This is a genomic window from Serratia sp. BNK-12 (genome assembly GCF_047456085.1).
Lineage (GTDB): Bacteria > Pseudomonadota > Gammaproteobacteria > Enterobacterales > Enterobacteriaceae > Serratia > Serratia liquefaciens.
Window position 1 is genome coordinate 4,130,769 of record NZ_CP179896.1, and the last position, 26,259, is coordinate 4,157,027.

The 26,259-nt window shown below is 57.7% G+C and carries 20 protein-coding genes; 7 read left to right on the forward strand and 13 right to left on the reverse strand.

Features of this window, described 5'->3' with window-relative positions:
- Positions 1-121: 121 nt before the first annotated feature.
- Complete coding sequence (locus tag ACMGG1_RS19290) at positions 122-1,387, forward strand: mechanosensitive ion channel family protein (protein ID WP_046374368.1); 1,266 nt, start codon at positions 122-124, stop codon at positions 1,385-1,387.
- A gap of 132 nt (positions 1,388-1,519) precedes the next feature.
- Positions 1,520-1,783 (forward strand): hypothetical protein, encoded by a 264-nt coding sequence (locus tag ACMGG1_RS19295; protein WP_371078515.1) that lies wholly within the window; start codon positions 1,520-1,522, stop codon positions 1,781-1,783.
- Between the two features lie 33 nt (positions 1,784-1,816).
- On the opposite strand, the gene proY is transcribed toward ACMGG1_RS19295, so the two are convergent.
- From proY to phoB, 6 genes are all read right to left on the reverse strand, one after another.
- Complete coding sequence (gene proY, locus ACMGG1_RS19300; RefSeq protein ID WP_020825454.1) at positions 1,817-3,223, reverse strand: proline-specific permease ProY; 1,407 nt, start codon at positions 3,221-3,223, stop codon at positions 1,817-1,819.
- A 71-nt stretch (positions 3,224-3,294) separates the two neighbouring features.
- Entirely contained in the window at positions 3,295-4,614 is a 1,320-nt protein-coding gene (gene brnQ / locus ACMGG1_RS19305; RefSeq protein WP_020825453.1) for a branched-chain amino acid transport system II carrier protein, read from the reverse strand.
- Positions 4,615-5,060: 446 nt separating this feature from the next.
- Positions 5,061-6,167, reverse strand: a complete 1,107-nt coding sequence (locus ACMGG1_RS19310) for a cobalamin-independent methionine synthase II family protein (protein ID WP_048759631.1) — start codon at positions 6,165-6,167, stop codon at positions 5,061-5,063.
- Between the two features lie 211 nt (positions 6,168-6,378).
- Positions 6,379-7,317 (reverse strand): PstS family phosphate ABC transporter substrate-binding protein, encoded by a 939-nt coding sequence (locus tag ACMGG1_RS19315; RefSeq protein WP_046374370.1) that lies wholly within the window; start codon positions 7,315-7,317, stop codon positions 6,379-6,381.
- 14 nt (positions 7,318-7,331) lie between these two features.
- Positions 7,332-8,648, reverse strand: a complete 1,317-nt coding sequence (phoR, locus tag ACMGG1_RS19320; RefSeq protein WP_020825450.1) for a phosphate regulon sensor histidine kinase PhoR — start codon at positions 8,646-8,648, stop codon at positions 7,332-7,334.
- A gap of 24 nt (positions 8,649-8,672) precedes the next feature.
- The gene (gene phoB, locus ACMGG1_RS19325; protein ID WP_020825449.1) at positions 8,673-9,362 is read right to left on the reverse strand and encodes a phosphate response regulator transcription factor PhoB; all 690 of its coding nucleotides are present in this window, start codon (positions 9,360-9,362) and stop codon (positions 8,673-8,675) included.
- Positions 9,363-9,586: 224 nt separating this feature from the next.
- Here phoB and sbcD point away from each other — a divergent pair, with 224 nt between their 5' ends.
- From sbcD to licT, 3 genes are all read left to right on the forward strand, one after another.
- Positions 9,587-10,819 carry an exonuclease subunit SbcD gene (sbcD, locus tag ACMGG1_RS19330; RefSeq protein WP_414160942.1) on the forward strand — a complete coding sequence of 411 codons (1,233 nt, stop codon included), beginning with the start codon at positions 9,587-9,589 and terminating at the stop codon, positions 10,817-10,819.
- A complete protein-coding gene (sbcC, locus tag ACMGG1_RS19335; protein ID WP_413510285.1) occupies positions 10,816-14,067 on the forward strand; it encodes an exonuclease subunit SbcC in 3,252 nt (1,083 codons plus the stop codon). The genes sbcD and sbcC overlap by 4 nt, the downstream gene beginning before the upstream one ends.
- Positions 14,068-14,262: 195 nt before the next feature.
- Positions 14,263-15,105 carry a BglG family transcription antiterminator LicT gene (gene licT / locus ACMGG1_RS19340; protein WP_041415225.1) on the forward strand — a complete coding sequence of 281 codons (843 nt, stop codon included), beginning with the start codon at positions 14,263-14,265 and terminating at the stop codon, positions 15,103-15,105.
- A 256-nt stretch (positions 15,106-15,361) separates the two neighbouring features.
- On the opposite strand, the gene mak is transcribed toward licT, so the two are convergent.
- Positions 15,362-16,270, reverse strand: coding sequence for a fructokinase (mak, locus tag ACMGG1_RS19345; protein WP_122077468.1), 909 nt, complete (start codon positions 16,268-16,270; stop codon positions 15,362-15,364).
- Between the two features lie 211 nt (positions 16,271-16,481).
- Between mak and ACMGG1_RS19350 the strand changes: the two genes are divergently transcribed.
- Positions 16,482-17,222, forward strand: a complete 741-nt coding sequence (locus ACMGG1_RS19350) for a response regulator (protein WP_046374374.1) — start codon at positions 16,482-16,484, stop codon at positions 17,220-17,222.
- Here the strand turns inward: ACMGG1_RS19350 and ACMGG1_RS19355 are convergent.
- The 6 genes from ACMGG1_RS19355 to ACMGG1_RS19380 all read right to left on the reverse strand — a co-directional run bounded on the left by ACMGG1_RS19355 (position 17,197) and on the right by ACMGG1_RS19380 (position 23,463).
- Entirely contained in the window at positions 17,197-18,213 is a 1,017-nt protein-coding gene (locus tag ACMGG1_RS19355; RefSeq protein ID WP_170868520.1) for a carbohydrate kinase family protein, read from the reverse strand. The two genes, ACMGG1_RS19350 and ACMGG1_RS19355, sit on opposite strands and share 26 nt — an antisense overlap.
- On the reverse strand, positions 18,210-19,070 hold the full coding sequence (locus tag ACMGG1_RS19360; RefSeq protein ID WP_128864405.1) for a ketose 1,6-bisphosphate aldolase: 861 nt from the start codon (positions 19,068-19,070) through the stop codon (positions 18,210-18,212). The genes ACMGG1_RS19355 and ACMGG1_RS19360 overlap by 4 nt, the downstream gene beginning before the upstream one ends.
- 11 nt (positions 19,071-19,081) lie before the next feature.
- Positions 19,082-19,768, reverse strand: a complete 687-nt coding sequence (locus ACMGG1_RS19365; RefSeq protein WP_020825440.1) for a D-lyxose/D-mannose family sugar isomerase — start codon at positions 19,766-19,768, stop codon at positions 19,082-19,084.
- A 62-nt stretch (positions 19,769-19,830) separates the two neighbouring features.
- Positions 19,831-20,772, reverse strand: coding sequence for an ABC transporter substrate-binding protein (locus tag ACMGG1_RS19370; RefSeq protein ID WP_048759639.1), 942 nt, complete (start codon positions 20,770-20,772; stop codon positions 19,831-19,833).
- Positions 20,773-20,920: 148 nt separating this feature from the next.
- Positions 20,921-21,910 carry an ABC transporter permease subunit gene (locus tag ACMGG1_RS19375; protein WP_217330875.1) on the reverse strand — a complete coding sequence of 330 codons (990 nt, stop codon included), beginning with the start codon at positions 21,908-21,910 and terminating at the stop codon, positions 20,921-20,923.
- A gap of 32 nt (positions 21,911-21,942) precedes the next feature.
- Positions 21,943-23,463 (reverse strand): sugar ABC transporter ATP-binding protein, encoded by a 1,521-nt coding sequence (locus ACMGG1_RS19380; RefSeq protein ID WP_414160943.1) that lies wholly within the window; start codon positions 23,461-23,463, stop codon positions 21,943-21,945.
- A 141-nt stretch (positions 23,464-23,604) separates the two neighbouring features.
- On the opposite strand from ACMGG1_RS19380, the gene ACMGG1_RS19385 reads away from it, so the two are divergent.
- Positions 23,605-26,217, forward strand: a complete 2,613-nt coding sequence (locus ACMGG1_RS19385) for an ATP-binding protein (RefSeq protein WP_020825436.1) — start codon at positions 23,605-23,607, stop codon at positions 26,215-26,217.
- Positions 26,218-26,259: the final 42 nt, after the last annotated feature.

Genomic DNA, 26,259 nt, shown 5'->3' on the forward strand with positions numbered 1-26,259 from the left:
GCAGTCAGCGCTAACCCTATGTAAAAAAGGGTAAACAGCCGCACATTATGACCCGTAACCATTAGGCTAACGTCTTTTGAGTGTATTGGATATTTTTTGCGCATTTTTTAAAGGAGCGGCAATGCAACAACAGATAACCCTGTGGCTGGAAAAATTCGGGCTGGAATTTAGCGGAGTCATGTCCCTGCTGATGGTGCTGGGACTGATCGTCCTGATTTCGGTAGTGATCCACCTGGTGTTGCACCGCGTGGTGTTGGCAGCAATCCAACGCCGTGGCCAACGGTCGCAGCGTGTCTGGCAGCAGGCGATCACCCAGTACAAGCTGTTCCAGCGCATGGCGCTGTTGCTGCAAGGGGTAATCATTAATCTGCAGGCGGTGCTGTGGCTGCACGCCGGCAGTGAGACCCAGGCGATTATTGTCACCGCCGCTCAGGTGTGGATCATGGGCTTCGCCCTGCTGTCGCTGTTTTCCTTACTGGACACGCTGCTGGCAATGCTGCGCCAAAGCCCGATCTCCAATCAGTTGCCGCTGCGCGGTATTTTCCAGGGCCTGAAGCTGGTCGCGGCGATCCTGATCGGCATCATGATCGTTTCACTGCTGATGGGAAAATCACCCTTGCTGCTGCTCAGCGGCCTGGGGGCGATGACTGCGGTGCTGATGCTGGTCTTTAAGGACCCGATCCTCGGCCTGGTGGCCGGCATCCAGCTTTCCGCTAACGACATGCTGAGCATCGGCGACTGGCTGGAAATGCCGAAATACGGCGCCGATGGCGCGGTGACCGACATTGGCCTGACCACGGTGAAAGTGCGCAACTGGGACAATACCGTGACCACCATCCCGACTTACGCGCTAATCTCCGACTCCTTCAAAAACTGGCGATCCATGTCGGAATCCGGTGGCCGTCGCATCAAGCGCAGTATCAATATCGACACCACCAGCGTGCATTTCCTGTCGGAGGAAGAACAACAGCGCCTGAACCGTAACCCGCTGCTGCAACGCTACCTGAACGATAAAACGCAGGAGCTGAGCCAACATAATCAGCAGACTGGCGTAGATCTCAGTTCACCGCTCAACGGCCGCCGCCTGACCAACCTTGGCACGCTGCGCGCTTACCTGGTGGCCTATCTGCGCGCTCACCCCGGCATTCACCAAAATATGACGCTGATGGTGCGCCAGTTGGCACCACTGCCAGAAGGTTTACCGCTGGAGATTTACGCTTTCACCAACACCACGGTTTGGGCTGAATACGAGAGCATTCAGTCGGATATCTTTGACCATATCCTGGCGGTGATTAACGAATTCGATTTGCGGGTGCATCAAACGCCGACCGGTAACGACATGCGCAGCATGCTAAACCCCCTGCGACAGGCGGCAGACATTTCCTGACGCAGGCTGACGTAACTGTTTCTGCTGGTAATTATTCTCCGCCAATTGCCAGCAGATATCTCCAGCCTCTTTTCTTGCCCACCTAAAGCGGTGTTAATACGCTCACCCAGCCACCGGAAAGAAGAGATGCCATTGCTGAAACAGGTAAAACATCGGCTGTTTACCCTGCTGGCCACGCTGTTGTTCATCGGCTGTCTGCACAGCGCTTCGCTGGATGAAAGCCGCATGAGCCGTACTCTGCAACCGTCGCTTAGCGCCCTGAGCAGCAGCATGCAGGATATTCGCGAAGTGCTGGCACGCTGTGCCGGCGAGGGGAAAGAGGAAAGGCTGAGCGACAGCAGCCTGCGTATCGAAGCGCGCGCCTTCGGTGACGACGAACCTGAGGAAAAGCATTAAAAAAACACCGGCTCATGGCCGGTGTTTTCATCTTCAATCCTGTTGCTGCGCCAGCGTCGCCAGCTTCTTCTGGCGGTTGACCTTGAAGTAATAGCCCGCCAGCAGCACCGCCACCCACACCAGCCCGGCGTACAGCGATACGCGAGTCGTTGGGAAGTAACCAATCAGACCGATGATAAACACCAGGAAGATGATCGCCACCACCGAGGTAAACACCCCGCCGCGCAGTGGGAACGCCAAGCCTTTCACCTGCTCTTTGCTCAGACTGCGACGGAAGGCAATCTGCGAGAACAGGATCATGATCCACACCCATACGGTGGCGAAGGTCGCCAGTGAGGCAATCACCAGGAACACGTTTTCCGGCATGATGTAGTTGAGATACACCGCCAGCAACAGCGCCAGCATCATCACCACCACTGTGACCCACGGGATCCCGCGTTTGGACACCTTGCTGAACATCTTCGGCGCATGGCCCTGCTCGGCCATGCCGTGCAGCATGCGGCCAACACCAAACACATCGCTGTTAATCGCCGACAGCGACGCGGTGATCACCACAAAGTTAAGGATGCCCGCCGCCACGGTAATGCCCATATGCTGGAAAGTCAGCACGAACGGACTGCCGTTGGTACCCACCTGATTCCACGGGTAGATAGACATAATGACAAACAGCGTACCGACGTAGAACACCAGAATACGCCACGGTACCGAGTTGATGGCCTTGGGAATGGAGGTTTTCGGGTCCTTGGCTTCACCGGCAGTGATACCGATAATCTCGATACCGCCGTAGGCGAACATCACCAACTGTAGCGACAGGATCATGCCGATAAAGCCGTTGCTGAAGAAGCCACCGTTAGACCACAGGTTATGGATGCCGGTCGGCTGCCCACCGTTGCCAATCCCCCAGATGATGATACCGATACCGGCGGCAATCATGATGATGATGGTGGCGACTTTAAAGAAGGAGAACCAAAACTCCAGCTCACCGAACACCTTCACGCTCATCAGGTTGATGGCGCCTATCACCAGCACCACGCTCAGCACCCAAATCCAGTGCGGTACCTCAGGGAACCACACGCCCATATAGATGCCGAAAGCGGTCACGTCGGCAATCGCGACGATCAGGATTTCAAAACAGTAGGTCCAACCGGTGATATATCCGGCCATCGGGCCCAGGTAGTCCTGTGCATAACGCGAGAACGAACTGGCCTGCGGGTTGTTGACCGACATCTCGCCCAGCGCACGCATGATGATAAAAGCGACGATGCCGCCAATCAGATACGCCAGCAAAACGCTAGGGCCGGCCATTTTAATCGCGTCCGCCGAACCGTAGAACAGGCCGGTGCCGATAGCCGAACCCAAAGCCATAAAGCGAATGTGACGGGTGCTGAGACCGCGTTTTAGCTTATTGGGCGTGGGAGCGGTGGGTGACTGTTGTTGCATGAAAATAACCCGTGTTTTTTAAACGTAAAAAAGCCACGGACAAGTCCGTGGCCCAAAATTTAGCCGGGGGATTAGGAGTGCGCGGTCACTTCGGAACGCGTACAAACCCGGTCATAAATCGCGACCAGCACCAGCATCAACAGCGAAGGCGACAACCATGCCAGACCCTGTTCTGCCAGCGGCAGGTGATTGGTCCAATCCGGCAGCACTTGCTGGAAGGCGGACGCTTTCACCGCGTCAAGGATACCAAACAACAGGCTGACTAACATCACCGGCGCGATAATACGCGGCGCGCTGTTCCACCAACGCAGGGTGAAGCTCAGCACCACCAGCACGATACACGGCGGGTAAATCGCGGTCAGCACCGGAATGGAGATTTGGATCAGATGGCTCAGGCCCAGGTTGGACACCACCATCGAGAACAGCCCCAGAATAAACACCAGCGTCTTGTAGGAGAACGGCAGATATTGGGCAAAGAACTCGGCGCAAGCGCAGGTCAGGCCAACCGCAGTCACCATACAGGCGATGAAAATCAGCGCCGCCAGGAAGAAGCTGCCCAGCCCACCGAAGGTGTTTTGCACGTAAGCATGCAGGATCACCGCGCCGTTGGTCGCGTCGGGTACCAACACGCCGCTGCCGGAGCCCAGCTTAAACAGGCTCAGATAAACCAGCGTCAGGCCCACACCGGCAATCAGCCCGGCCAGGATGGTGTAACGCGTCAGCAAACCGGCATCTTTAACGCCGCGGGAACGCGCAGCATTAACGATGACGATGCCGAATACCAGCGCGCCCAGCGTATCCATGGTCAGATAGCCGTTGACGAAGCCGGAAGAGAAAGGAACGTTCTGATAAATGTCGGTCGCCGGGATAGGCGTACCTGCCGGCCAAACCAGCGCGGCGATGCCGAGCGCGCCCAGCGCAACAATTTTCAGCGGTGCCAGTACGTGGCCCACGGTATCGAGCAGGCGGCCCGGATACAGCGAGATGCCGATCACCAACGCGAAGTACACCAGGCTGTAAATAAACAGCGGCATGGCGCCATCACCGGTCAGCGGTGCAATGCCCACTTCAAAGGAGACGGTCGCGGTACGCGGCGTGGCGAACAGCGGGCCTACGGCCAGATAGCAGACGGTAGCCAGCAACAGACCGGCGCGACGGCCAATCGGCGAGCTCAGGGCGTCAATGCCGCCACCGACGCGCGCCAGGGCGATCACGGTCATCACCGGCAGACCGACGGCGGTGATCAGAAAGCCGATAGCTGCGGTCCAGACGTGTTCACCGGACTGTAAACCGACCATCGGCGGGAAAATGATATTCCCGGCGCCGACGAATAAGGCAAAGGTCATAAAACCCAATGCGATAATATCTTTTGACGTTAAACGATGACTCATACGATGTCGTGTTGCCTGTTCAAATGAAAAAAAATGCCCGATATGGAGGTAGCGTTAAGCCCCATCCGGTTGCCGGCTTGCCATTTCATCGCGAGACCAATAAGAGCAGAAAACGCATAACGTCCGGCGTTTTGTCCTTATTCGAAAGTGACCACTCATGATGATGGGCAGAGTTTTAGGAGTTATAAATGGAGGTTTAGTCCGACAACGGAGGCTAAGTTAAACGTTTATAGCGTTGAAAGGCAAGTCGCATGACAAAAAGCAGAGCTATCGACCAGATTATCTTTCGACACCAGTCGATCATAGGGGCTATCAATAAATATACAATACATGATTTGTATCATTTTTGAGCAACGCATTCACAAAACGTGAAGAAGATGCCTCATGACCGCGCGAAACCGCCAATAAACCACCAGTTTCCGCGCGGTCTGAACCGATTTTTTGCCCTACCAAACCTGCTCGGCAATATTCACCACGCTTTGCAGTTTATTCCACTGCTGCTGCTCACTCAGGCTGTTGCCCTCTTCAGTCGAAGCGAAACCGCACTGGGTGCTGAGGCAAAGCTGTCGACGATCGACAAACTGCGCCGCCTCTTCAAGCCTTTGTTTCACCTGCTCGGGGTTTTCCAGTTCCCCGTTTTTGGTGGTAATCAGGCCCAGCACCACCTGCTGTTTGCCCGGCTTGATAAAACGCAGCGGCTCGAAACCACCGGAACGCTCATTGTCGTATTCCAGGAAGAAAGCGTCGATATTCACCTGACCAAACAGGATCTCCGCCACAGGTTCATAGCCGCCCTCGGAGATCCAGGTGGAGCGGAAATTACCGCGGCAAACGTGCAACCCGATGATCAGATCCTCCGGCTTATCGGCGATCGCCGCATTCAGCACATCCGCGTATATGCGCGCCAGAAGATCCGGATCGTCTCCACGTTCGCGGATCTGCCGCCGTTGATCGTCAGAGCACAGGTAGGCCCACACGGTGTCATCCAGTTGCAGATAGCGGCAACCGGCATCATAAAACGCCTTGATCGCCTCGCGGTAGGTCTGCGCCAGATCGTCAAAATAGGCGTTCAGATCCGGATAAACCTGGCTGTCGATGGCCTTACGCCCACCGCGAAAGTGCAGCACGCTCGGGCTTGGAATGGTCATCTTCGGCACCGCATCACCGGCGATGGCCTTCAGAAAACGAAAGTCCTCCAGCATCGGATGTTGCGGGTTGAAGCCCAATTTGCCGACCACCTTGATACTGCGCGCCCGCGTTTGTACGCCGTTAAACTGGATCCCCTGCTCCGCGTCATAACCTTCCACGCCGTCCAGCCCTTCCAAGAAGTCGAAGTGCCACCACGCTCGACGGAACTCTCCATCCGTCACGACTGCCAAACCGAGATCTTTCTGTTTTGCCACCGCCAGACGGATCTGTTGGTCTTCAACTTCCCGTAACTGAAGGGCATCAATCTCGCCCTGCAGAAACTGTTGGCGAGCGGTTTTCAGCGCCGCAGGGCGTAACAGACTGCCGACAACGTCAGCGTGAAAGGCAGAATTGCAATCGCACATAATATGACTCCCGCTAGCCGGCAAAAGCTCGGGCCTTTGCCTCAGTGATTTACAGTGTGAACTATTACGCCGGGTTATTAAATAGACTTCTAGACGTCTAGATGACTTATAATCAGCATGCTGTCACGTCGACTGACGGGCGGCAACGGAAGAATTTTCACAGGGGATGAAAGAAATTCATGTTGGGCACTCAAGGTGCCCAGAGGCAGGCTTATTGCAGGCCCAGCGCCAGGCGGGTTTTCTGCAGAGTCTGTGGCGGCAGTGGCAGATAGCCGTCGTGATTGACCAGATTTTGCCCGGTGTCCGACAGCACGCGATCGAGAAATGCCGCCGTCAGCGGCTCCAGCGGCTGGTTGGGCGCTTTATTAATGTAAATATACAGATAGCGCGACAACGGATAGCTGCCGTTACGCACGTTGGCATCATTTGGCGTCACATAGTTTTGGCCGGTCTCCGCTAACGGTAACAGCCGTACGCCGCTGGCGCGAAAACCGATACTGGCATAGCCGATACTGTTCAGCGAACCGGCCACCGCCTGCACGACTGAAGCCGAGCCCGGCAGCTCATTGACGCGCGGCATAAAATCGCCGCCACACAGCGCACGCAGTTTGAAATAGCCGTAGGTGCCGGAGGCCGAATTACGTCCAAAACGTTGCAGCGCACGCTGTTGCCAATCACCGGTCAGCCCCAGTTCCCCCCACCTCGTCAGAGGCTGGCTCTCGCCACAGCGCAGAGTCGCGGAGAAAATTCGGTCGAGCTGCTGCAGATTAAGACCGCGCAGCGGATTGTCCTGATGCACCAGCACCACCAGCGCATCGACCGCGACCGGTACCGCCAACGGCGCATAACCGTAACGATGCTCGAATGCAGAGACTTCCGCGGCCTTCATCGGGCGACTCATCGGGCCAAGCTGCGCTGCACCAGCCGCCAATGCGGTTGGCGCCGTGGAGGAACCGGCGGCCTGGATTTGCAGATTAACGTTGGGATAATGCTGGCTGAAGTCCTGCGCCCACAGCGCCATCAGGTTCGCCAGCGTATCGGAGCCGACGCTAGACAGGTTGCCGGACAGCATGCCATCCGGCTGTGCCAGCGCGCCTCGGCTTGCCAACAGCGCCAGGCAAAGCAACAGCCCTCGGGTGATTCGGATCATGCCAGCCTCTCGCGTTAATTTTTCACCGCATTCTCTGACAAAGCTGCGGGAACAATCAACCGGTTAGGCAAGGTAAAGATAAATCGGGTGCCGATGCCCTGCTCGCTAAGGATCTCCAGCCGCGCATCGTGGTGACTGAGCGCATGCTTGACGATCGCCAACCCCAACCCGCTGCCGCCGGTCTGGCGTGAACGGGCTTTGTCAACGCGGTAGAAGCGTTCGGTCAAACGGGGAATATGTTCGGCCGCGATACCCGGCCCATTATCACTGACCTGAAACTGCGCGCCGCTTGGCGTCTGCTGCCAGCTGACCTCAATATTGGTGCCTTTCGGCGTATGATTGACGGCGTTATACACCAGATTCGACACCGCACTGCGAAGTTGGTCATCGTTACCGAACACTTTCAACTGCTCATTCACCCGGAAGGTGATCTCGTGGTTGCCGCCGCTCAGCGATTGCGCCTCACGTTGTAACACCCGCAACATCAGGGGGATATCAACCCGCTCGTTCATTTCAACGTTAGGCGCCGCCTCGATGCGCGACAGCGTCAGCAGTTGCTTGACCAGTCCGTCCATGCGGCGAGTCTGCTCCTGCATGGTGCCCAACGCCTTACCGCGCAGCGAACCATCCAGCTCTTCGTCGCTCATCATTTCCAGGTAACCCTGCAATACCGTCAGCGGCGTGCGCAGCTCGTGGCTGACGTTAGCGAAGAAGTTGCGCCGAGCCCCTTCCAGTTGACGCATCTGGGTCACATCGCGGGCTACCATCAATAATTGCCCTTCGGAGTAGGGCATCACACGAAATTCGACGTAATGCTCGTTATTCAGTTGCAGCGTCAAAGGGCGGGAGAACTCCTGCTGTTGCAGATAGTGACTGAACTCCGGATAACGCAACAGGTTGAGAATGTGCTGGCCATTGTCTTCCGGCCAGCGGAAACCCAGCAAATGCTGCGCCAGCCCGTTGCACCAAAAGATATTGCCTTCGACGGTAGTCATCACTACCGCATCGGGCAGCGATTCCGCTCCGCTACGGAAGCGTTTGATCAACAGCGCCAGCTCACGGCGCCGACGACGGTTCCGTTGCTGCATCTGATACAAGCCGTAAAACAGCGGTTCCCAGCTCCAGCGGCCAGGCGGCGGCGTCATGCTGCGGTCAACCCACAGCCAGTGGGAAAGTTTGAGTTGATTGTAGAAATTCCATACCAACGCCGCCAGCACGGAGGCCAGCAGCAGCCAGGGCAGATAACCAAAAATCAGCCCCAACAGTAAGGCAGGCAGGCAGAAAAGGGCCAGCTCTAGGGCCAGCCTCTTCCAGGATAGACGTTCTAACACGGCATATTCTCCAGCGCGGCGCGATCAGTAGCGCGTTGAGAATCGGTAGCCGGTGCCCCGAACGGTTTGAACCATTTTGTCATGACCACTGGTCTCTAACGCCTTACGGAGCCGACGGATGTGCACGTCAACGGTGCGGTCTTCCACATAAACGTTAGTGCCCCAGACGTGATTAAGCAACTGCTCACGGCTATAAACGCGTTCAGGATGGGTCATAAAGAAGTGCAACAGCTTGAACTCGGTCGGCCCCATATCCAGCGCTTGTTCGTTAGCCATCACGCGGTGTGAGGAAGGGTCCAGGCTCAGCCCTTGCATTTCAATCACTTCTTCCACCGCCATCGGTGAAATACGGCGCATTACCGCCTTGATGCGCGCCACCAGTTCCTTCGGTGAGAAGGGTTTGGTGATGTAATCATCCGCCCCGACTTCCAGGCCGCGCACCCGGTCTTCTTCTTCACCGCGCGCGGTCAACATCATCACCGGAATATCGCGGGTCAGCGCTTCACGTTTCATATGTTTAATAAACTGAATGCCCGATCCCCCGGGTAACATCCAGTCGAGCAACACTAAATCAGGGAACGGCTCAGACAGGCGCGTCACGGCGCTGTCATAATCCTCAGCTTCCAACGGTTGGTAACCATTCTGTTCCAACACAAAGCACACCATCTCACGGATCGGCGCTTCGTCTTCCACCACCAGTATGCGTCTTGCCATCGTCAATCCTGCCAATGTGTTAGCGATCACAGTTGATTGCGGGCGCCATTATGCGTCAGTTTTGTGACACTTTTATGAAAAAAGCGGGCTGTTATAGGCAGTAAGCATAGCGATTATTTCCAACGTCAAAGAAAAATCATTCAGTTGTCATAATGATTGCGTCACGACAGCCGCCGCAACGCCCTTTATAATCACCGCCATTACCCTATCGTCCCGGGAGTGTCATGCGCCTGATCCACACCTCTGACTGGCATCTTGGCCAGTACTTTTTCACCAAAAGCCGCGCCGCCGAGCATCAGGCATTTCTGCGCTGGCTGATCGAACAGATCGAACAACACCAGGTGGATGCGCTGATCGTCGCCGGGGATCTGTTCGATACCGGCTCGCCGCCAAGCTACGCCCGCGAGCTGTATAACCGCTTCGTGGTGGAACTGCAGCGTACCGGCTGCCAGTTGGTGGTGTTGGGCGGCAATCACGACTCCGTGGCCACCTTAAATGAATCGCGTGAATTACTTTCCTGCCTGAATACCACCGTGATCGCCAATGCGCAGAGCGAAATCGAACAACAGGTGCTGGTGCTGAATCAACGCGACGGCCAACCGGGTGCGGTATTGTGCGCCATTCCTTTTCTGCGCCCGCGCGATCTGCTCACCAGCCGCGCCGGTGAGTCCGGGGTGCAAAAACAGCAGGCGCTGCAAGAGTCTATCGCCGACCACTATCACACCCTGTACCAGGCCGCCTGTGCGCGCCGTGATGCGCTGGGCTTGCCGCTGCCCATCGTCGCTACCGGCCATCTGACCACCGTCGGCGTCACCACGTCCGACTCGGTGCGCGACATCTATATTGGTACGCTGGATGCCTTCCCCGCACAGGCGTTCCCGCCGGCCGATTACATCGCGCTGGGGCATATTCATCGCGCGCAAAACGTCGCCAAATCTGAACATATTCGCTATAGCGGCTCCCCTATCCCGCTCAGTTTTGACGAGTTGGGCAAGGCCAAAAGCGTGTTTATGGTGGATTTCGCGGCGGGTGCCCTGCAACAGGTCAGCGCGTTGGAGATCCCAAGCTTCCAACCGATGCAGCTCATTAAGGGAGATTTGGCGCAGATCGAGCAGAAATTACGGCTGTTCGCCGATTATCAGGGTGAATTACCGGTATGGCTGGATATCGAAGTGGCGACCCAGGATTACCTTAGCGACATTCAGCGTCGCATTCAGCTGCTGGCCGATCAACTACCAGTAGAGGTCGTGCTGCTGCGCCGCAGTAAGGAGCAGCGTCGCCAGGCCATTGAACAGCAAGACAAAGAAACGCTCAACGAACTGAGCGTCACCGAGGTCTTTGAGCGGCGGCTGGCGCAGGAACCCGAGATGGCCGAAGCGCGCAAACAGCGAATGAGTCAGATGTTCCAACAGGTGGTCGAAGCCGTACGGCACCAGGATCAGGAGCCAAGCCAATGAAAATCCTCAGCCTGAGATTAAAAAACCTCAATTCGCTGCAGGGGGAATGGAAGATAGACTTCACCGCCGAGCCCTTCGCCAGCAACGGATTATTTGCCATCACCGGCCCCACCGGCGCGGGTAAAACCACCCTGCTGGACGCCATCTGTCTGGCACTGTACCACCAGACGCCGCGCCTGAATGTCACGCCAAGCCAAAATGAGCTGATGACCCGCCACACCGCCGAGTCGCTGGCGGAGGTCGAGTTTGAGGTTAAAGGCGTCGGTTACCGCGCGTTCTGGAGCCAGCGCCGTGCCAAAAACTCCCCGGACGGCAACCTGCAGGCGCCGAAGGTGGAGCTGGCGCTGCGCGATGACGGCAAAATCCTGGCCGATAAAGTCCGCGACAAGCTGGATCTTACCGCCGCGATCACCGGACTGGATTTCGGTCGTTTTACCAAATCGATGATGTTGTCTCAGGGGCAGTTCGCTGCCTTCCTGAATGCCGATGCCAATGATCGGGCCGAACTACTGGAAGAGTTGACCGGCACCGAGATTTACGGCCAGCTTTCCGAGCGCGTTTTCGAGCAGCACAAGCAGGCCAAAACCGATCTGGACGCGTTGCATCAGCGCGCCAGCGGCATTGAGTTGCTGAACGAAGAACAGCGCCAACAGCTGGAAAGCCAGCTCGTGGAGCTCAGTTCGCAGGAAAATGCCCTCAGCGAACAGACCCAGCGTCAGCAACGGGCGTTAAACTGGCTACAGCAATGGCAACAGACGCAGCAGAAACAGCAGGAATACCAGCGTCAGTTGAGCGCCGTACAACAGGAGCAGGCTGAGGCAGAACCCCAGCTTCAGCAGTTGGCGCGCAGCGAGCCGGCAGAGAAACTGCGCCCACTGCTCAACGAACGCAACCGCTGCCGCAGCGATCAACAGGCGCTACAACAGCAGATTGCCCAGTTGACGCAGCAACAGGAGCAACAGCTTGCCCAGATGACCCCGTTGCAGCAGGCAGTGGAACAAGCACGTGCTCAACTGCAGGCGCATGTCGAACACCAGCAGATCCAACAACGTCTGATCGACGAGCAGATCGTCCCGCTCGACCACCAGATAACCCAGTTGCAAAAAACGCAGACAGAACTGCAACAGGCCAGCGATGCCGCCACGCAACAGTACGCTCAGCAACAAGCGGAGCTGGAACAACTTGAGGTTTTACGAGCCCGGCTCACCGCCCAGGCCGGACAGCAGCAGGAGCAGCTTAACGGCCTCACTGCCGCACTGGCAGCGCAGCAACAGCAGCAAAATGCGCTGGAAGCCCAAGCCCCCCTAACTGCGCTGCGCCAACGTCAGACCGAACTGGCCGAGCTGCGTCCGGTGCGCCAAAAATTATTTACCCTCTCCTCGCTGTTTGGCCAGGTCAGCGAACGTCTGGAACAACAACGCAAGGAGTTCACGGCCCGTCAGACCCAGCTCAGCGAGCTTGAAAAGCAGCTTGAAGAAACACGCCAGCAGTACAAACAGCAAAAAGCACATCAGACGGACGTAGAGAAAGCCCTTGAGCTGGAGCAACGCATCGTCAGCCTGGAGGCGGAACGCGCTCGCCTGCAAACCGGCGAACCTTGTCCACTGTGCGGATCTTCCGAGCATCCGGCCATCGAACAGTATCAGGCGGTAAAACCCTCTGAGACAGCACTGCGTCTGGCCGATATGCGCGTCAAAACCGAGGCTTTGTACACCCAGGGCACCGAGCTGCGCACCCGCTGCGAAAGCCTGAAAGAGCAACTGCAGCGCCAGCAACATCTTATCGGCCAAGATGAACAACAGCTGGCCGCTCATCGTCAGCAATGGCAAAGCCTCAGCACGCCTCTGGCGTTTGATTTTGATCTGCAGGACACCGCTCGCCTTAGCCAGTGGTTAAGCGACTGCGACAATGAGGAGCGTCAGGCTCAGGCCAGTCTGCTGCAACACGAGCAGGCAGCCCAGGCGGTACAGCAGGCTAAAGACCGGTTGGCCGCACTGCAGACACAGCAGCAACAGGCGCAGCAAGAAAAGGCACTGCTGGACGAGCGTTTCAAACTGCTGGAAAAAAGCCACGCCGAGGCCCAATCGCAGCAGCAACGCCTGCAGCAACAGCGTCAAGAAGCAGAGCAAGCTCTGGGCGAACAACGTACGCAGCGGCTGGCGCTGTTTGGCGAACAGCAAATCGTGCAGGTGCGAGAACAGCTGCGTGCCCGGCAGACGGCCTGCGAACAGGCTATACAACTGGCCGCAGAGCACTGGCAGAAGGCGCAGGAACAACGCGATCGTCTTGGCGGGCAACTCACCGGGTTGCAGCAACAGCTGTTGCACCTGGCCGAACGGCTGCAACAGGCGGAGCAAAATTGGCTGCAAGCGTTGTCCACCAGCGAATTCGACGACGAAGCGGCCTTCAACGCTGCCCTGTTGAATGACGATCAGCGCCAACAATTGCAACGGCGCAAAGAGCAGCTGCAGCAACGGCAGGTTGAAGCCAGCGCCCTGCTGACCCAGGCCGTAGCCAATCTGGAACAGCAACGCCAACAGCGTCCGGAAGGGCTGGATGAAAGCCAGGCAGATCCCCAAACTCTGGGCCAGGATCTGGCCGCGCTGGCGCAGCAGCTCAAAACTCTGCAGCTCCGACAGGGTGAAGTGCGCAACCAGTTGGAAAGTGATGCCGCGCGCCGTCTCAATCAGCAGTCGCTGTTTGAGCAAATCAGCCAAAGTCAGCAACAGTACGACGACTGGAGCTACCTCAATCAGCTCATCGGCTCCAAAGAGGGGGATAAATTCCGTAAGTTTGCCCAAGGACTGACGCTCGATCATCTGGTGTACCTGGCCAATAACCAGTTGGGCCGGTTGCACGGCCGCTATCTGCTGCAGCGCAAAACCAGTGATGCACTGGAATTGCAGGTGGTGGACACCTGGCAGGCGGACGCACTGCGCGACACTCGAACCCTGTCCGGCGGTGAAAGCTTCCTGGTGAGCCTTGCGCTGGCGCTGGCGCTGTCCGATCTAGTCAGCCACAAGACCAGTATCGATTCGTTGTTCCTTGACGAGGGCTTCGGTACGCTGGATGCAGAAACTCTGGACACCGCACTGGACGCACTGGACAGCCTGAACGCCTCCGGCAAAACCATCGGCGTGATCAGCCACGTTGAAGCCATGAAAGATCGTATTCCAGTGCAGATTAAGGTGAAAAAGGTGAACGGCCTGGGTATCAGCCGGCTGGAGCCGCAATTCCGGCTGGAATAACGTGACCCTGAGCTCGGAAATGTGACCGTGGCGTCACTCCCCGGCCAAAAACATTGAGCCGCCGCTGACAAGGTTTATGATGCTATCGATAACAGGATTGTTACTGTAAATATACAGGCAAAACCTGACGCACGGGATCGCTCCTGGACGTCAGGTTTTTTCGTTTTCAGCATGCTGAAACATCCGGGAAAAACCATGAAGATCGCAAAAATACTTAATAATAACGTGGTGATTACGCTGGACGACCGTCAGGAAGAGACGGTGGTTATGGGAAAAGGTATCGGCTTTAAAAAGAAGGCTGGCGATCTGCTGGACGAAAACCTGATCGAGAAGGTCTTCACCCTTAACGGCAGCGAAATGGCCGAGCGCTTTAAAACGCTGCTGTCGGAGATCCCCCTGGCCTGCGTGACCACGGCCGACAAAATCATCACCCTCGCCCGCCAGCGCTTGCCGGGCAAGCTGCATAACATCGTTTATATCACGCTGACCGATCACATCCACTTTGCGCTGCAGCGCCATGCCCAGGGGCTGGACATCAAAAACGTGCTGCTGTGGGAAATCAAGAAGCTCTACCCGGCCGAATTTGCCGTCGGGCTGGAGGCACTGACGCTGATCGCCGAACGGCTCGGCACCACGCTGCCGGAGGACGAAGCCGGGTTTATCGCCCTGCACCTGGTCAACGCCCAGTTGAACGATGAAATGCACAACACCCTGCATATCACTCGCGTCATGCAGGAAATCCTGAATATCGTCAAATACCATTTCCGTTTTGACTACAACGAAGAAGCCCTGAGCTATCACCGCTTTATCACTCACCTGAAGTTCTTCGCCCAGCGTCTGCTGGGTAAAAACTACGTCGACAGCGATGACGACTCACTCTATTTGGTGGTGAAAGAAAAGTACCCTGACTCCTTTGCCTGCGCAGGCAAGATCAATCAGCACATCGAAAAAAACTATCAGCATCAACTCACGCGGGAAGAGATGATGTTTCTGACCATTCATATCGAACGGGTGCGCAGCGAAAGCGAGGCAAGATAGGTTTAGCGACGGGCGTCAAACACCCGAATGCCGTACGGCGGAAACCAGCGTCAGCCCTTCGGCCTGCGCCTGGGCGAGCAGCATGCGATCGAAATCTCCCAAATGCTGGCCGCGCTGACAAACACCACATCAGCGCATGGGTATCCAGCAGCAGACGCCTCATTCATCAGCTAAGTTAGCTAAAGCACAGAGCGCGTCTGGTTTTTATACGGTGAATGGATTAAAGCGCGAGCAGGCCCGCGCTTTTTTGCAACGGTTACACTTGCGGCCACAGCCAGGCTGCACCGCGTACGCCGCTGGAGTCACCGTGAACGGCTTTACGGATCGGGGTTTCACACTCGCCACCGAAAACCCAGGATTTCACCAACTGCGGCACACGCTGATAAAGACGGTCCACATTGCTCATACCGCCACCCAACACCACCACGTCCGGATCAAAAATATTGATCACGTGCGCCAGCGATTTGGCCAACCGCAGCTCATAGCGGCTAATGGCTTGCTCCGCCAGGGTATCTCCCTGCGCCACCAGCGCCATGATCTCATGCCCCTTTAGCGGATTACCGCTCAGGCGCGAATAATCGGTGGCAAAGCCGGTGCCGGAGATAAAGGTCTCGATACAGCCCTGCTTGCCGCAGTAGCAGGGAACCTCTGCACGAAAACGCAGTTCGTCATCGTCCAGCCACGGCAACGGGTTATGCCCCCATTCGCCAGAGATGCCGTTACCGCCCGAATGCGCCTGGCCGTTGATTGCCACCCCTGCGCCGCAGCCGGTGCCAATAATCACCGCAAACACCGTTTGTTTGCCGGCGGCCGCGCCGTCGGTAGCTTCCGAAACCGCCAGGCAGTTGGCGTCGTTGGCGATACGGACTTCACGCGCCAGCATCGCCGACAGGTCTTTGTCCAGAGGTTGGCCGTTGAGCCACACCGAGTTGGCGTTTTTAACCAAGCCGGTATAAGGCGACAGCGTACCGGGAATGCCCACCCCGACCGATCCCTGCTGCCCAGTATTTTCTTCCGCCAGTTTCACCAGACCGGTGATGGCCTCCAGCGTTTGCTGATAGTCATGGCGCGGCGTGGCAATACGATGGCGGAACAGTTCCCGTCCGTCGTTGGCCAACGCAATCACTTCAATTTTGGTGCCACCCAGGTCGATACCAATGCGCACGATTTTTCTCCTCAATGCACAACAACGTTGCTACAGCCTAATGTAACCGGCTTTCGGGATCACCCCATTAACGCCGAGTGTGACGGCGATGGCAATTTCCGCATCAGAACCGCACCGGCTGCCGCTTATTAATTAGCCATCGGGTACACTGGATTTTATCAGTTAACCTATTGATAACATTTTTACGCATCATAAAATTCGGAGAGCAGCGATGAAACCTGCCATATTGATCGTCGACGACGATCCCGCTATCTGTGATCTGCTTTGTGACGTGCTCAATGAGCACGTGTTTACCGTACATGCCTGCCACCGGGGCAGCGAGGCGCTGACGCTACTCAGCCAGCAGCCGGATATTGCGCTGGTGCTGCTGGATCTGATCCTGCCGGACACCAACGGCCTGCTGGTGTTACAGCAGATCCACCGCCTGCGTCCGGATCTGCCGGTGGTGATGCTGACCGGTCTCGGCGCCGAGTCCGACGTGGTGGTCGGCCTGGAAATGGGCGCCGACGATTACATCGCCAAACCCTTTAATCCACGCGTGGTGGTCGCTCGCGCCAAGGCGGTTTTGCGCCGTACCGGTGCGCTGGCGTTGGAACCTGCCGCTGTCGGCCAGACCAGAGCGGAAGGCTGGCAGTTCAACGGCTGGTGTCTGGACACCAACCGCTGCACGCTGCACAACCCTCAGCGCCAGGCTGTCGATCTGACTCAGGGCGAATACGGCTTGTTGCTGGCGCTGGTACAACATGCGCGTAAAGTACTGACCCGCGATCGCCTGCTGGAGCTGACCCACGGCGAAACGCTGGAGGTCTTCGATCGCACTATCGACGTGCTGATCATGCGGCTGCGCCGCAAGATCGAAATCAATCCGCATCAGCCCGAACTGATCCGCACCATTCGCGGGCTGGGTTACGTCTTTGCCGCCGACGTCAGCCAGCCGGTGGCTGCCGCCTGATAAAATCCTGCAGCTCCGGCAGCGGCCGAGCACCGTCGACAGCATTGGCGCACAGCAGATTGAAACGCGCACAGGCATGCGCCAGCTGCAGTGTCTCCACCAAAGGCCAGTCTTCATGGCTGGCATACAGCACGCCGGCGCAGAACGCATCACCGGCACCGACGCTGCCGACGATTTCAGTTTCCCTCACCTGCCACGAGGGTTGCCAACGCGCTTCGCCACCGCTCTCCAGCCCGTAGGCCCCTTCCGGGCAATGGATCACCACCCGCCGCCGCACACCGGCCTGCAATAATTGTTCTGCGGCCTGCGCCATCAGTGACTGCTGTAACGAGCCATTAGCCGTACGCAGCGCCAGTCCGGTAAATTCACCGGCTTCCAGCTCGTTGATCACCAGATAGTCCAGCCAGCGCAGCGCCGGCAACACCAAAGGCCGATAGCGTGGATCGCCCTGGCGCGACACCAGATCCAACGAAGTCTGGTAACCGCGCTGCTGCATTTGCGCCAGCAGGCGTGCGCTACGGGTGCCGAATTCCTCGTCCGGACAATCCAGGCTGTCGAGCAGCAGCAGATAGCCCAGGTGGAAAATTTTATGATTGCTGTGCAGCGCGTCAAAATCGCCGAGGTCCAACAACCGATTCGCGCCCGGCGCATGGAAAAAGGTCCGCTGTCCACCCGGCTCGGTCATCACCTGCGACATCGAGGTCATCGCCGTTTCGCTGCGACGCACCCGGCCGCTGTCGACTTGGTACTGCGCCAGCATTTGCAAAATATAGTCACCATCGGCATCGCAGCCGATCAGCCCCAGCGCCGCCAGCGGCAACCCGGTTTCCATACGCGCCAGCGTCAGCAATACATTAAGCGGCGCACCGCCGGTGGCACGCTGGCTATGTTCAATCTCCACCAGCCAGCCCGGCTGAGGCCAATGCGCAATTTGATGGACATGATCCACCAGCATGTTACCGGCAGAAACAATGCCACGCCGGCTCATCACAACCGCCCGGCGCTGCCGAAAATATGCATCTGCTGCTGCACCACTTCGCTGATCGAGCGCTCCACCGCCAACAGCACTTCGGCAAACTCATCATAAATCGCGTGACGCTGCGTCATCCGCTGTTCAATCGCCCCCAGCGCCGCTTGCGACATGCCGGTATAGAAGTTGATTTTGTGAATGCCCAGGCCGATGGCCCGCTTGAAGTCTGCATCGCTGATGCCGGAACCGCCGTGCAGCACCAAAGGAATGCCAGCCTGCTGCTGGATAGCCGCCAGACGTTCGAAATCGAGCTTAGGTTCGCCCTTGTATTTGCCGTGCGCGTTGCCGATCGCCACCGCCAGTGCATCGATGTCGGTCAATTCGACAAACTCGCGCGCCCGCCGTGGGTCGGTAAATTTATTGCTGTCGGCCTCGCCATACAGAGCACCGCCTTCGTCACCGCCGACGGCACCCAGTTCGGCCTCCACCGAGACGCCCACCGCATGACACATGCGCACCACTTCCTGCGTTTGACGCACATTTTCTTCATAACTCAGGCCGGAACCGTCAAACATTACCGAGCTGAATCCGAGACGCAATGCCTGCACCACCGCCTCAAAATGCAGACCGTGATCGAGGTTCAACACCACCGGAATGTCGTGCTGCGCCGCCTCACTTTTGATCGCCGCGACCAAAGACTCCAGCGACACGTACTTAAAGTGGACTTCGGCAATATTGATGATAAAGGGCGATCGCGCGGCCTGCGCCGCGGCAAACAACGCGCGCAGGAAATGGCTGTCGAGCACGTTGAACGCACCCAGCGCATAGCCGTGTTGACGCGCGTGCGCTAACCCCTGTGCCAGTGAAATCAATGCCATGGTGCATCTCCTTAATCAATAAAGCGCAAGTATTCGTTACACAGCAACCACTGGGGCGGCTGATCCTCTTCGATTTGGCTAAAGCGGCTGAGCGGCGTCAGGAAACGGTTATCGTTGTCGTCGTCATTCACCGTCGAAACCTCACCCACCAACACGTCGCCGAAACCTTCCTCGCCCCAAAAGCTGTGATAGATGCCCGGCGTCAGGCAGATGCTTTCCCCCGGCGCCAGCCGCAGGCGTGAACCGGCGGCGTGAGTCTGTCGGCAACCGTCCAGGGTCACGCTCACCGGGCTGTCGGCCAGCCCTTCCTGCGGATCGGCGTTATGCAGCTCGACGATCAGGTTGCCACCACCGCGATTGATGATGTCTTCCCGCTTGCGCCAGTGGAAATGCATCGGCGTCACCTGTGCTTCGCGGCAATGCATGATTTTCTCCGCATAGCATTTGGCATAAGGTTGACCGCCGGGCGAACCGTTTCGCAACGTGAACAGCGTCAGCCCCTTGTGAGCAAAATCCTCGCCGCCGAACGCCGTGACGTCCCAACCCAGCTTCAGGTCGAATACCTCCTGCCACGGCTGACGATCGAGCTGACGCCAAACGGTTGGGCTAAAGTGCGCAAAGGGTGGCAGATGGACGTCGAAGCGGGCAAAAAAATGCTGGGTTTGTTGCAGAATCTGGTTCACGGCGGAACGGTTCATATCGCCTCCGAAAGTGGGGATGAAATGAGGGGCCTGGCGTAGCAGACCCCGCCGATAGCAGGTTATTTCACCGTCCAGCCTTTGTAGCTGCCGATATTGTTTTTATCGATCATGGTGACCGGGATCAGCACCGGCCCGGTTGGTGCGGGTTTACCCTGCAGAATTTCGTAACCGATCTCGACCGCCTTGGCCGCCATCACCTGCGGATCCTGTGCAGGGGTTGCCACAAACAGCGAGTTGCCGCGCTTGAGCGCCTCTTCGCCATCCGGCGATCCGTCTACGCCAACGATGAAGAACTCGCTGCGCTGCGCCTGCTTGGCGGCCAGATCGGCACCGATCGCCGTAGGATCGTTAATCGCGAATACGCCGTCGATCTTCGGATTGGCCGCCAACAGCGCGGTCATGATCTCCAGTCCGCCTTCGCGGCTGCCCTTGGCGTTCTGGTTATAGGACAGCAGCTTGATCTCCGGGTGTTTCTTCAGTTCGGTCATGCAGCCTTCTACCCGGTTCTGTACCGCGGACACCGGTGGGCCGTTGATGATCACCACGTTGCCTTTCTCTTTCAGGCGATCGCTGATGTATTTACAGGCCATGGCGCCGGCCTGGGTGTTGTCCGAGGTGATGGTGGCATCGGCACCTTCGGCCGCTACGTCAACCGCCACCACCACGATGCCGGCGTCCTTGGCGCGTTTCACCGCCGGGCCGATACCCTTGGAATCTGCGGCGTTCAGGATGATCATATCGACCTTGGCGGCGATAAAGTTATCGATCTGCGCCACCTGTTGACCGAGATCGTAACCGCTCGACACCAGCGTCACGTTAACCTTGTCACCGGCCAGTTCGCGCGCTTTCAGTTCCGCACCCTTGGTGATCTGCACAAAGAACGGGTTGGCCAGATCGCCCACCGTCACCCCTATCGATTTCAACTCTTTCGCCTGCACCAACGAAGCACTGCCGAGCGCGGCGGTAACCAGCAAAGCGGTAATCAATGGTTTGAAACGCATAGTGTTTTCCTCATTATTTTCTGAGATACGAAAAACCTGCCCCGGTGGGCGCCAACCAACCTTTCTTTCTCACTCAACCTTGCCCTATGGATTTCCAGTGGCAGCGAGTGCAAGTCACAACGCTGCGGCTTGAAAGAGGACGGGTAGATCAGTGTTGATAATTGCGAGTGCGGTACTTGTCGATTAACACCGCGATGATGATCACCGCCCCTTTGATCACCAACTGCCAAAAATAAGAAACGCCCATTAACGTCATGCCGTTGTTCAGGGTGGCGATAATCAACGCCCCTATCAGCGTGCCGGTAATGGTACCGATGCCGCCGACGAAGCTGGTGCCGCCAAGAATGACTGCGGCGATCGCATCCAGCTCATAGCCCATACCGAGGTTGCCGTTGGCGCTGTAAAGCCGGGAGGCGCTCATCACCCCACCCAACCCGGACAGCAGGCCGCTCATGCCATAGACGAACAGCAGCACGGCACCGACCTTGATCCCGGTCAGGCGCGCCGCCTGCATGTTGCCGCCTACCGCGTAGATATGAACCCCCAGCGTGGTACGGCGCAGAATGAACCAGCACACGGCAATCACCGCAAAGGCAATAATCACCAACCAGGGGATAGGCCCCAGGTAGGCGTTGCCGATCCATTCAAAACTGATATTGGAATTGATGATGGTGGTGCCGTCCGCCAGCAGGTAAGCGGCACCGCGCAGTGCGGTGTAGGTACCGAGGGTGACGATAAACGGCGGCAGGCCAGCGTAGGCCACCAGAAAACCATTAAACAGCCCCATGCCCAAACCGGCCAACAGCGCCAGCGGGATCGACATTCCAGCCATGCCAGGCATCAGTGACACCGCCATCGCTACCACCGCGGTGGTGCCCAGCATCGAACCGACCGAAAGATCGATGCCGCCGGTCAGGATGATAAAGGTCATGCCCGCCGCCAACACGATGTTGATCGACGCCTGCCGGGCGATATTCAGCAGATTGGCATCGGTAAAGAAATTCGGGGCAACAAAGCCGAAAACCGCGACGATCAGGATCAATATCGGCAAGATACCGACGGTTTGCATCATATCGCCCAACAGTGCCCGTTTCAGCGTCGGATTTTTTGCGCCTGGCGGCAATGGATTCGAAGTCATGGTCGGCTCCTTGAGCGTAGGGATGGAATTATTCATGCGGTAGTCGCCTGCGGTTGGGTGGTGTCAACGCCGGTGGCCAGCGTCATGATGTTTTCCTGGCTGATCTCACCGCCGCCCAGTTCCCCGACAATGCTGCCTTCGTGCATCACGTAAACCCGGTCGCTCATGCCGACCACCTCAGGCAATTCACTGGAAATCATCAGGATCGCCACGCCCTGCTGTGCCATCTGGCTCATGATGCGATAGATCTCGCTCTTGGCCCCCACGTCCACACCGCGTGTCGGTTCATCGAGGATCAGGATCCGTGGGCCAATGGTTACCCAGCGTGAAATCAGCAGCTTTTGCTGATTACCGCCGGACAGGCCGCCGGCCCGCACCTGAGCATGTGGCACGCGGATATTCAGCAGGCCGATAGCGTCACTGGAAATACGCTGCGCCTTGCGGCGATTGAGCAGGCCATAGCGACCGTCACGTTCCAGCGTCGCCATCACGATGTTTTCATGCGCGGCCAGATCGAGAAACAACCCCTGCTCCTTGCGGTTTTCGGTGAGAAAGCCGATGCCCAGAGCAATGGCATCGCGCGGCGAGTGGATACTGGCCGGCTTGCCGTCGACTTCCACCGTACCGCCACTGGACTTGCGCACGCCGAAAATCAGCTGCGCCAGTTCGGAACGACCGGCGCCCACCAGCCCGGCAAGGCCGACAATTTCACCGGCGCGGACCTGAAGGCTGACCGGCTTCACCTTTTTGCCGTCAGTCAGGCCGTGCAGCGTCAGGCGAGGTTCCCCCACCGGGATGCCCTGTTCCTTATTGAACAAGTCGCTCAGCGGGCGGCCCACCATCATGCGCACCAACTCGCTGGCGGACAGCTTGTCGCGCATCAGGCTGCCAACATACTGACCGTCGCGCAGCACGCTGACGCGATCCGACAGCTCGTACACCTCCGCCATGCGGTGGCTGATATAAATGATTGCCATGCCTTCATCGCGTAGCCGTTTGATCAGCTCGAACAGTCGATGCGTTTCGCGTGAAGAAAGCGCCGCTGTAGGTTCGTCCATCACCAGAATGCGGCTGTTACGGTGAAGCGCACGCGCGATTTCCACCTGTTGCTGCTCGGCGATGGTTAATTTCATCACGCGATCGCCGGCGCTGAACTGCGCCCCCAAACGATCGATCACCTTCTGCGCTTCCAGCAACATCTGCCCGCGCTTCACCAGGCCGCCACGCTGGATCTCGCTGCCCAGAAAAATGTTTTCCGCCACCGTCAGATTCGGAGCCAAGTTCATTTCCTGGTAAATCAGCGTGATGCCTGCCGCCAGGGCATCTTTTGGCCCCTTGATGGCGAACGGCTGCCCATCGATAAAAATTTCCCCGCTGCTGGCGATATAAGCGCCGGCCAATATTTTCATTAAGGTACTTTTACCCGCGCCGTTTTCACCCATTAGCGCGTGGATCTCACCGCGATACACCGTCAGGTTGACGCCTTTCAGCGCATAGAACTGACCAAAACTCTTGGCGATGTTGTGCATTTCCAGAATCGGGGTCGCGCTCATCGTCATACCTCAGGTTGCGGTTCGGATGGCATGCAGTTAACCACGCATAAATAAATGCAAAATGTCAGCGCCCGTTAATCTTTGTCATATTGTTAATGGGACGGGGATTTATACTGTGAACAGTCAGTTACGGGGGATTCGATGCGCAGACTGCCTTTCCTTGCCGGCGCGCGTGGGCGCCTGTTGATGTTCAATCTGCTGGTGGTGGCGGTGACGCTGATGGTCAGCGGCGTGGCGATCTTCGGTTTCTACCATGCGGGCAAGCTGCAGGAACAGATGCAGGCGCAAACCCTGGCAGAAATGAACGGCAGCATGGCGCTGAGCCGGGATACCTCCAACGTGGCGACCGCGGCTATTCGGCTCTCGCAAGTGGTGGGTGCGCTGGAATACCAGAGCGAATCCGCCCGGCTTAAGCAAACGCAACTGGTGCTGCAAACCTCGCTCAGCCGGCTGGCAGACGCCCCGTTGGCCCACAGCGAACCGGCGCTGGTCAAGCGCATCATCAGCCGCAGCAACGCGCTGGAAAGCAGCGTAACGCGCATGCTGGATCTGGGACACCAACGGCATCTGCAGCGCAATATCCTGCTCAGCGGGCTGTATCAGTCGCAGAGCACGCTACGGCATATCGCCACCCTCAATCAGCGCAATAACCTCAACCAGCCCTCGCAGCCGCTGCTTAGCCAGATCGACCGGTTGCTGGCGATCGCCATACAGACCCCTACTCCCAAGGCCGCAGCCCAGCAGCTCGACAACGTTATGGCCTACTGGCCGCAACATAGCCCGGATGTCTTGGTAGACGAGAAAATGCGGCAGTTTCGGCTCAGCGAACAGCGCCTGCTGCCCGAAACGCTGGAGCTGGAGCAAAGCGACCTGGCCCTGGCCTATTACACCTACCATATCAAAGCGTTAGTGGCGATGCTCAACGACGATATCAACCTTTACGTGCAAAAGGTGGCCAACGAGTCGGAGCTGCGCACCCACCAGACCCATCATGAGCTCAGTTCCATAAGCTGGTTTATCGGCCTGTTCGCGTTGCTGGCACTGGTGATTACCGGCTTCGCCGGACTGTATATCTACCGCAATCTCGGTTCCAACCTGACGGCGATCGCCGGAGCCATGACGAGACTGGCGCGCGGCGAACGTGACGTCAGCGTACCGGCGCTGCAACGCCGCGACGAACTGGGCGAGCTGGCTCGGGCATTTAACGTCTTTGCCCGTAACACCGCCTCGCTGGAGCAGACCTCCCGCCTGCTGAAAGAAAAAAGCACCCAGTTGGAAACCACCTTTCTGGCGATGCGCGACGGTTTTGCGCTGTTTGATAACGACGGTCAACTGGTGGTGTGGAACCCGCAATACCCCTTGCTGCTGGGGCTCAACGAACACCAGCTGCACCGCGGTTTGCACTACCGCGAGCTACTGCAACAGGTTACGCCACCGGCGGGTCAACGTTGGGAAGCGGTGCTGGCCAACCTGTCTAGCGAACTGCCACAGCCGCAGGAACTGCGCCTGAGCGATGGTCGTACCGTAGAGCTACGCTTCAGTCCGGTACCGAACCGTGGCGTAGTCAACGTGGTGCTGGAACGCACCGAGCGCAAAGCGCTGGAAGAAGCGCTGCTGCACAGCCAGAAAATGAAGGCGGTCGGCCAGCTCACCGGCGGCCTGGCGCATGATTTCAACAACCTGCTGGCGGTGATTATCGGCAGCCTGGAACTGACCACTCAACAAACGCAGGACGCACAGACCGAACAGCGCATTATTCGGGCACTGAAGGCCGCCGAACGCGGCGCACAGCTTACCCAGCGGCTGCTGGCCTTTTCCCGAAAACAGGCGCTGCACCCGCAGGCCATCACGCTGCAATCGCTGGTGGAAAATTTGCAGGAGCTGTTGCGCCATTCACTGCCCAGCACGCTCTCACTGAGCATCGAGGCACAGCGTCCTGGCTGGCCTGCCTGGATCGATGCCAATCAGTTGGAGAACGCGCTCATCAACCTGGTGGTCAACGCGCGGGATGCGATGGAAGGCCGCAGCGGCGTGGTGAATATTCGCATCTACAACCAACGGGTGGTGCGCAGCGGCGGCAAAAAGCAGGACATGGTGGCGCTGGAAGTGATTGATACCGGCTGCGGCATGTCGGAAGAGGTGAAAGCTCAGGTGTTCGAACCCTTCTTCACCACCAAGGCGGTAGGCAGCGGCAGTGGCCTGGGGCTGTCGATGGTTTACGGCTTTGTCCGCCAGTCCGGTGGACGGGTACAGATTGAAACCGCGCCGGGCAAAGGCACGTTGGTGCGCCTGCAGCTCCCGCGAGCGCCTACGGCGGCGATAGAGGAAGTTCCCGCTCCGCAGCTCGAAGAATGCAAGAACACGGATAATCTGGTGCTGGTACTGGAAGATGAAAATGACGTTCGCCATACGCTGTGCGAACACTTGCACCAGCTCGGCTACCTGACGCTGGACAGCGCGGACAGTCAGGAAGCTTTGGCGCTGCTGCGCCAGACGCCGGATATAGACATACTGATCAGCGACCTGATGCTGCCGGGCGAACTGGACGGCGTGCAGGTGATTGGGCTGGCGCGAGAGATTAACCCACAGCTTACCGCCCTGCTGATCAGCGGCCAGGACATCCGCCGTCAGCACGAAGAAAATCTGCCAAACGTTGAACTGCTGCGTAAGCCTTTCAGCCAGCGGCAACTGGCGTTGGCGCTGCAACGAGCACGACGTTCAAACGCGGACGGCGACGCAATTCGGAGGGAATGAGGCGATTTTTCGCCTCTGATTCGTTATTATGCCGCCCTGCTT

Excerpts from the sequence above, each read along its gene's own strand:
- ACMGG1_RS19370 (WP_048759639.1), bottom strand. The coding sequence starts at position 20,772 with ATGCGTTTCAAACCATTGATTACCGCTTTGCTGGTTACCGCCGCGCTC.
- ACMGG1_RS19365 (WP_020825440.1), bottom strand. The coding sequence starts at position 19,768 with ATGAACCGTTCCGCCGTGAACCAGATTCTGCAACAAACCCAGCATTTT.
- brnQ (WP_020825453.1), bottom strand. The coding sequence starts at position 4,614 with ATGAGTCATCGTTTAACGTCAAAAGATATTATCGCATTGGGTTTTATG.
- ACMGG1_RS19360 (WP_128864405.1), bottom strand. The coding sequence starts at position 19,070 with ATGGCATTGATTTCACTGGCACAGGGGTTAGCGCACGCGCGTCAACAC.
- ACMGG1_RS19375 (WP_217330875.1), bottom strand. The coding sequence starts at position 21,910 with ATGACTTCGAATCCATTGCCGCCAGGCGCAAAAAATCCGACGCTGAAA.
- sbcC (WP_413510285.1), top strand. The coding sequence starts at position 10,816 with ATGAAAATCCTCAGCCTGAGATTAAAAAACCTCAATTCGCTGCAGGGG.
- ACMGG1_RS19385 (WP_020825436.1), top strand. The coding sequence starts at position 23,605 with ATGCGCAGACTGCCTTTCCTTGCCGGCGCGCGTGGGCGCCTGTTGATG.
- ACMGG1_RS19310 (WP_048759631.1), bottom strand. The coding sequence starts at position 6,167 with ATGTGCGATTGCAATTCTGCCTTTCACGCTGACGTTGTCGGCAGTCTG.
- ACMGG1_RS19380 (WP_414160943.1), bottom strand. The coding sequence starts at position 23,463 with ATGAGCGCGACCCCGATTCTGGAAATGCACAACATCGCCAAGAGTTTT.
- ACMGG1_RS19315 (WP_046374370.1), bottom strand. The coding sequence starts at position 7,317 with ATGATCCGAATCACCCGAGGGCTGTTGCTTTGCCTGGCGCTGTTGGCA.
- sbcD (WP_414160942.1), top strand. The coding sequence starts at position 9,587 with ATGCGCCTGATCCACACCTCTGACTGGCATCTTGGCCAGTACTTTTTC.
- phoB (WP_020825449.1), bottom strand. The coding sequence starts at position 9,362 with ATGGCAAGACGCATACTGGTGGTGGAAGACGAAGCGCCGATCCGTGAG.
- ACMGG1_RS19350 (WP_046374374.1), top strand. The coding sequence starts at position 16,482 with ATGAAACCTGCCATATTGATCGTCGACGACGATCCCGCTATCTGTGAT.
- licT (WP_041415225.1), top strand. The coding sequence starts at position 14,263 with ATGAAGATCGCAAAAATACTTAATAATAACGTGGTGATTACGCTGGAC.
- proY (WP_020825454.1), bottom strand. The coding sequence starts at position 3,223 with ATGCAACAACAGTCACCCACCGCTCCCACGCCCAATAAGCTAAAACGC.
- ACMGG1_RS19290 (WP_046374368.1), top strand. The coding sequence starts at position 122 with ATGCAACAACAGATAACCCTGTGGCTGGAAAAATTCGGGCTGGAATTT.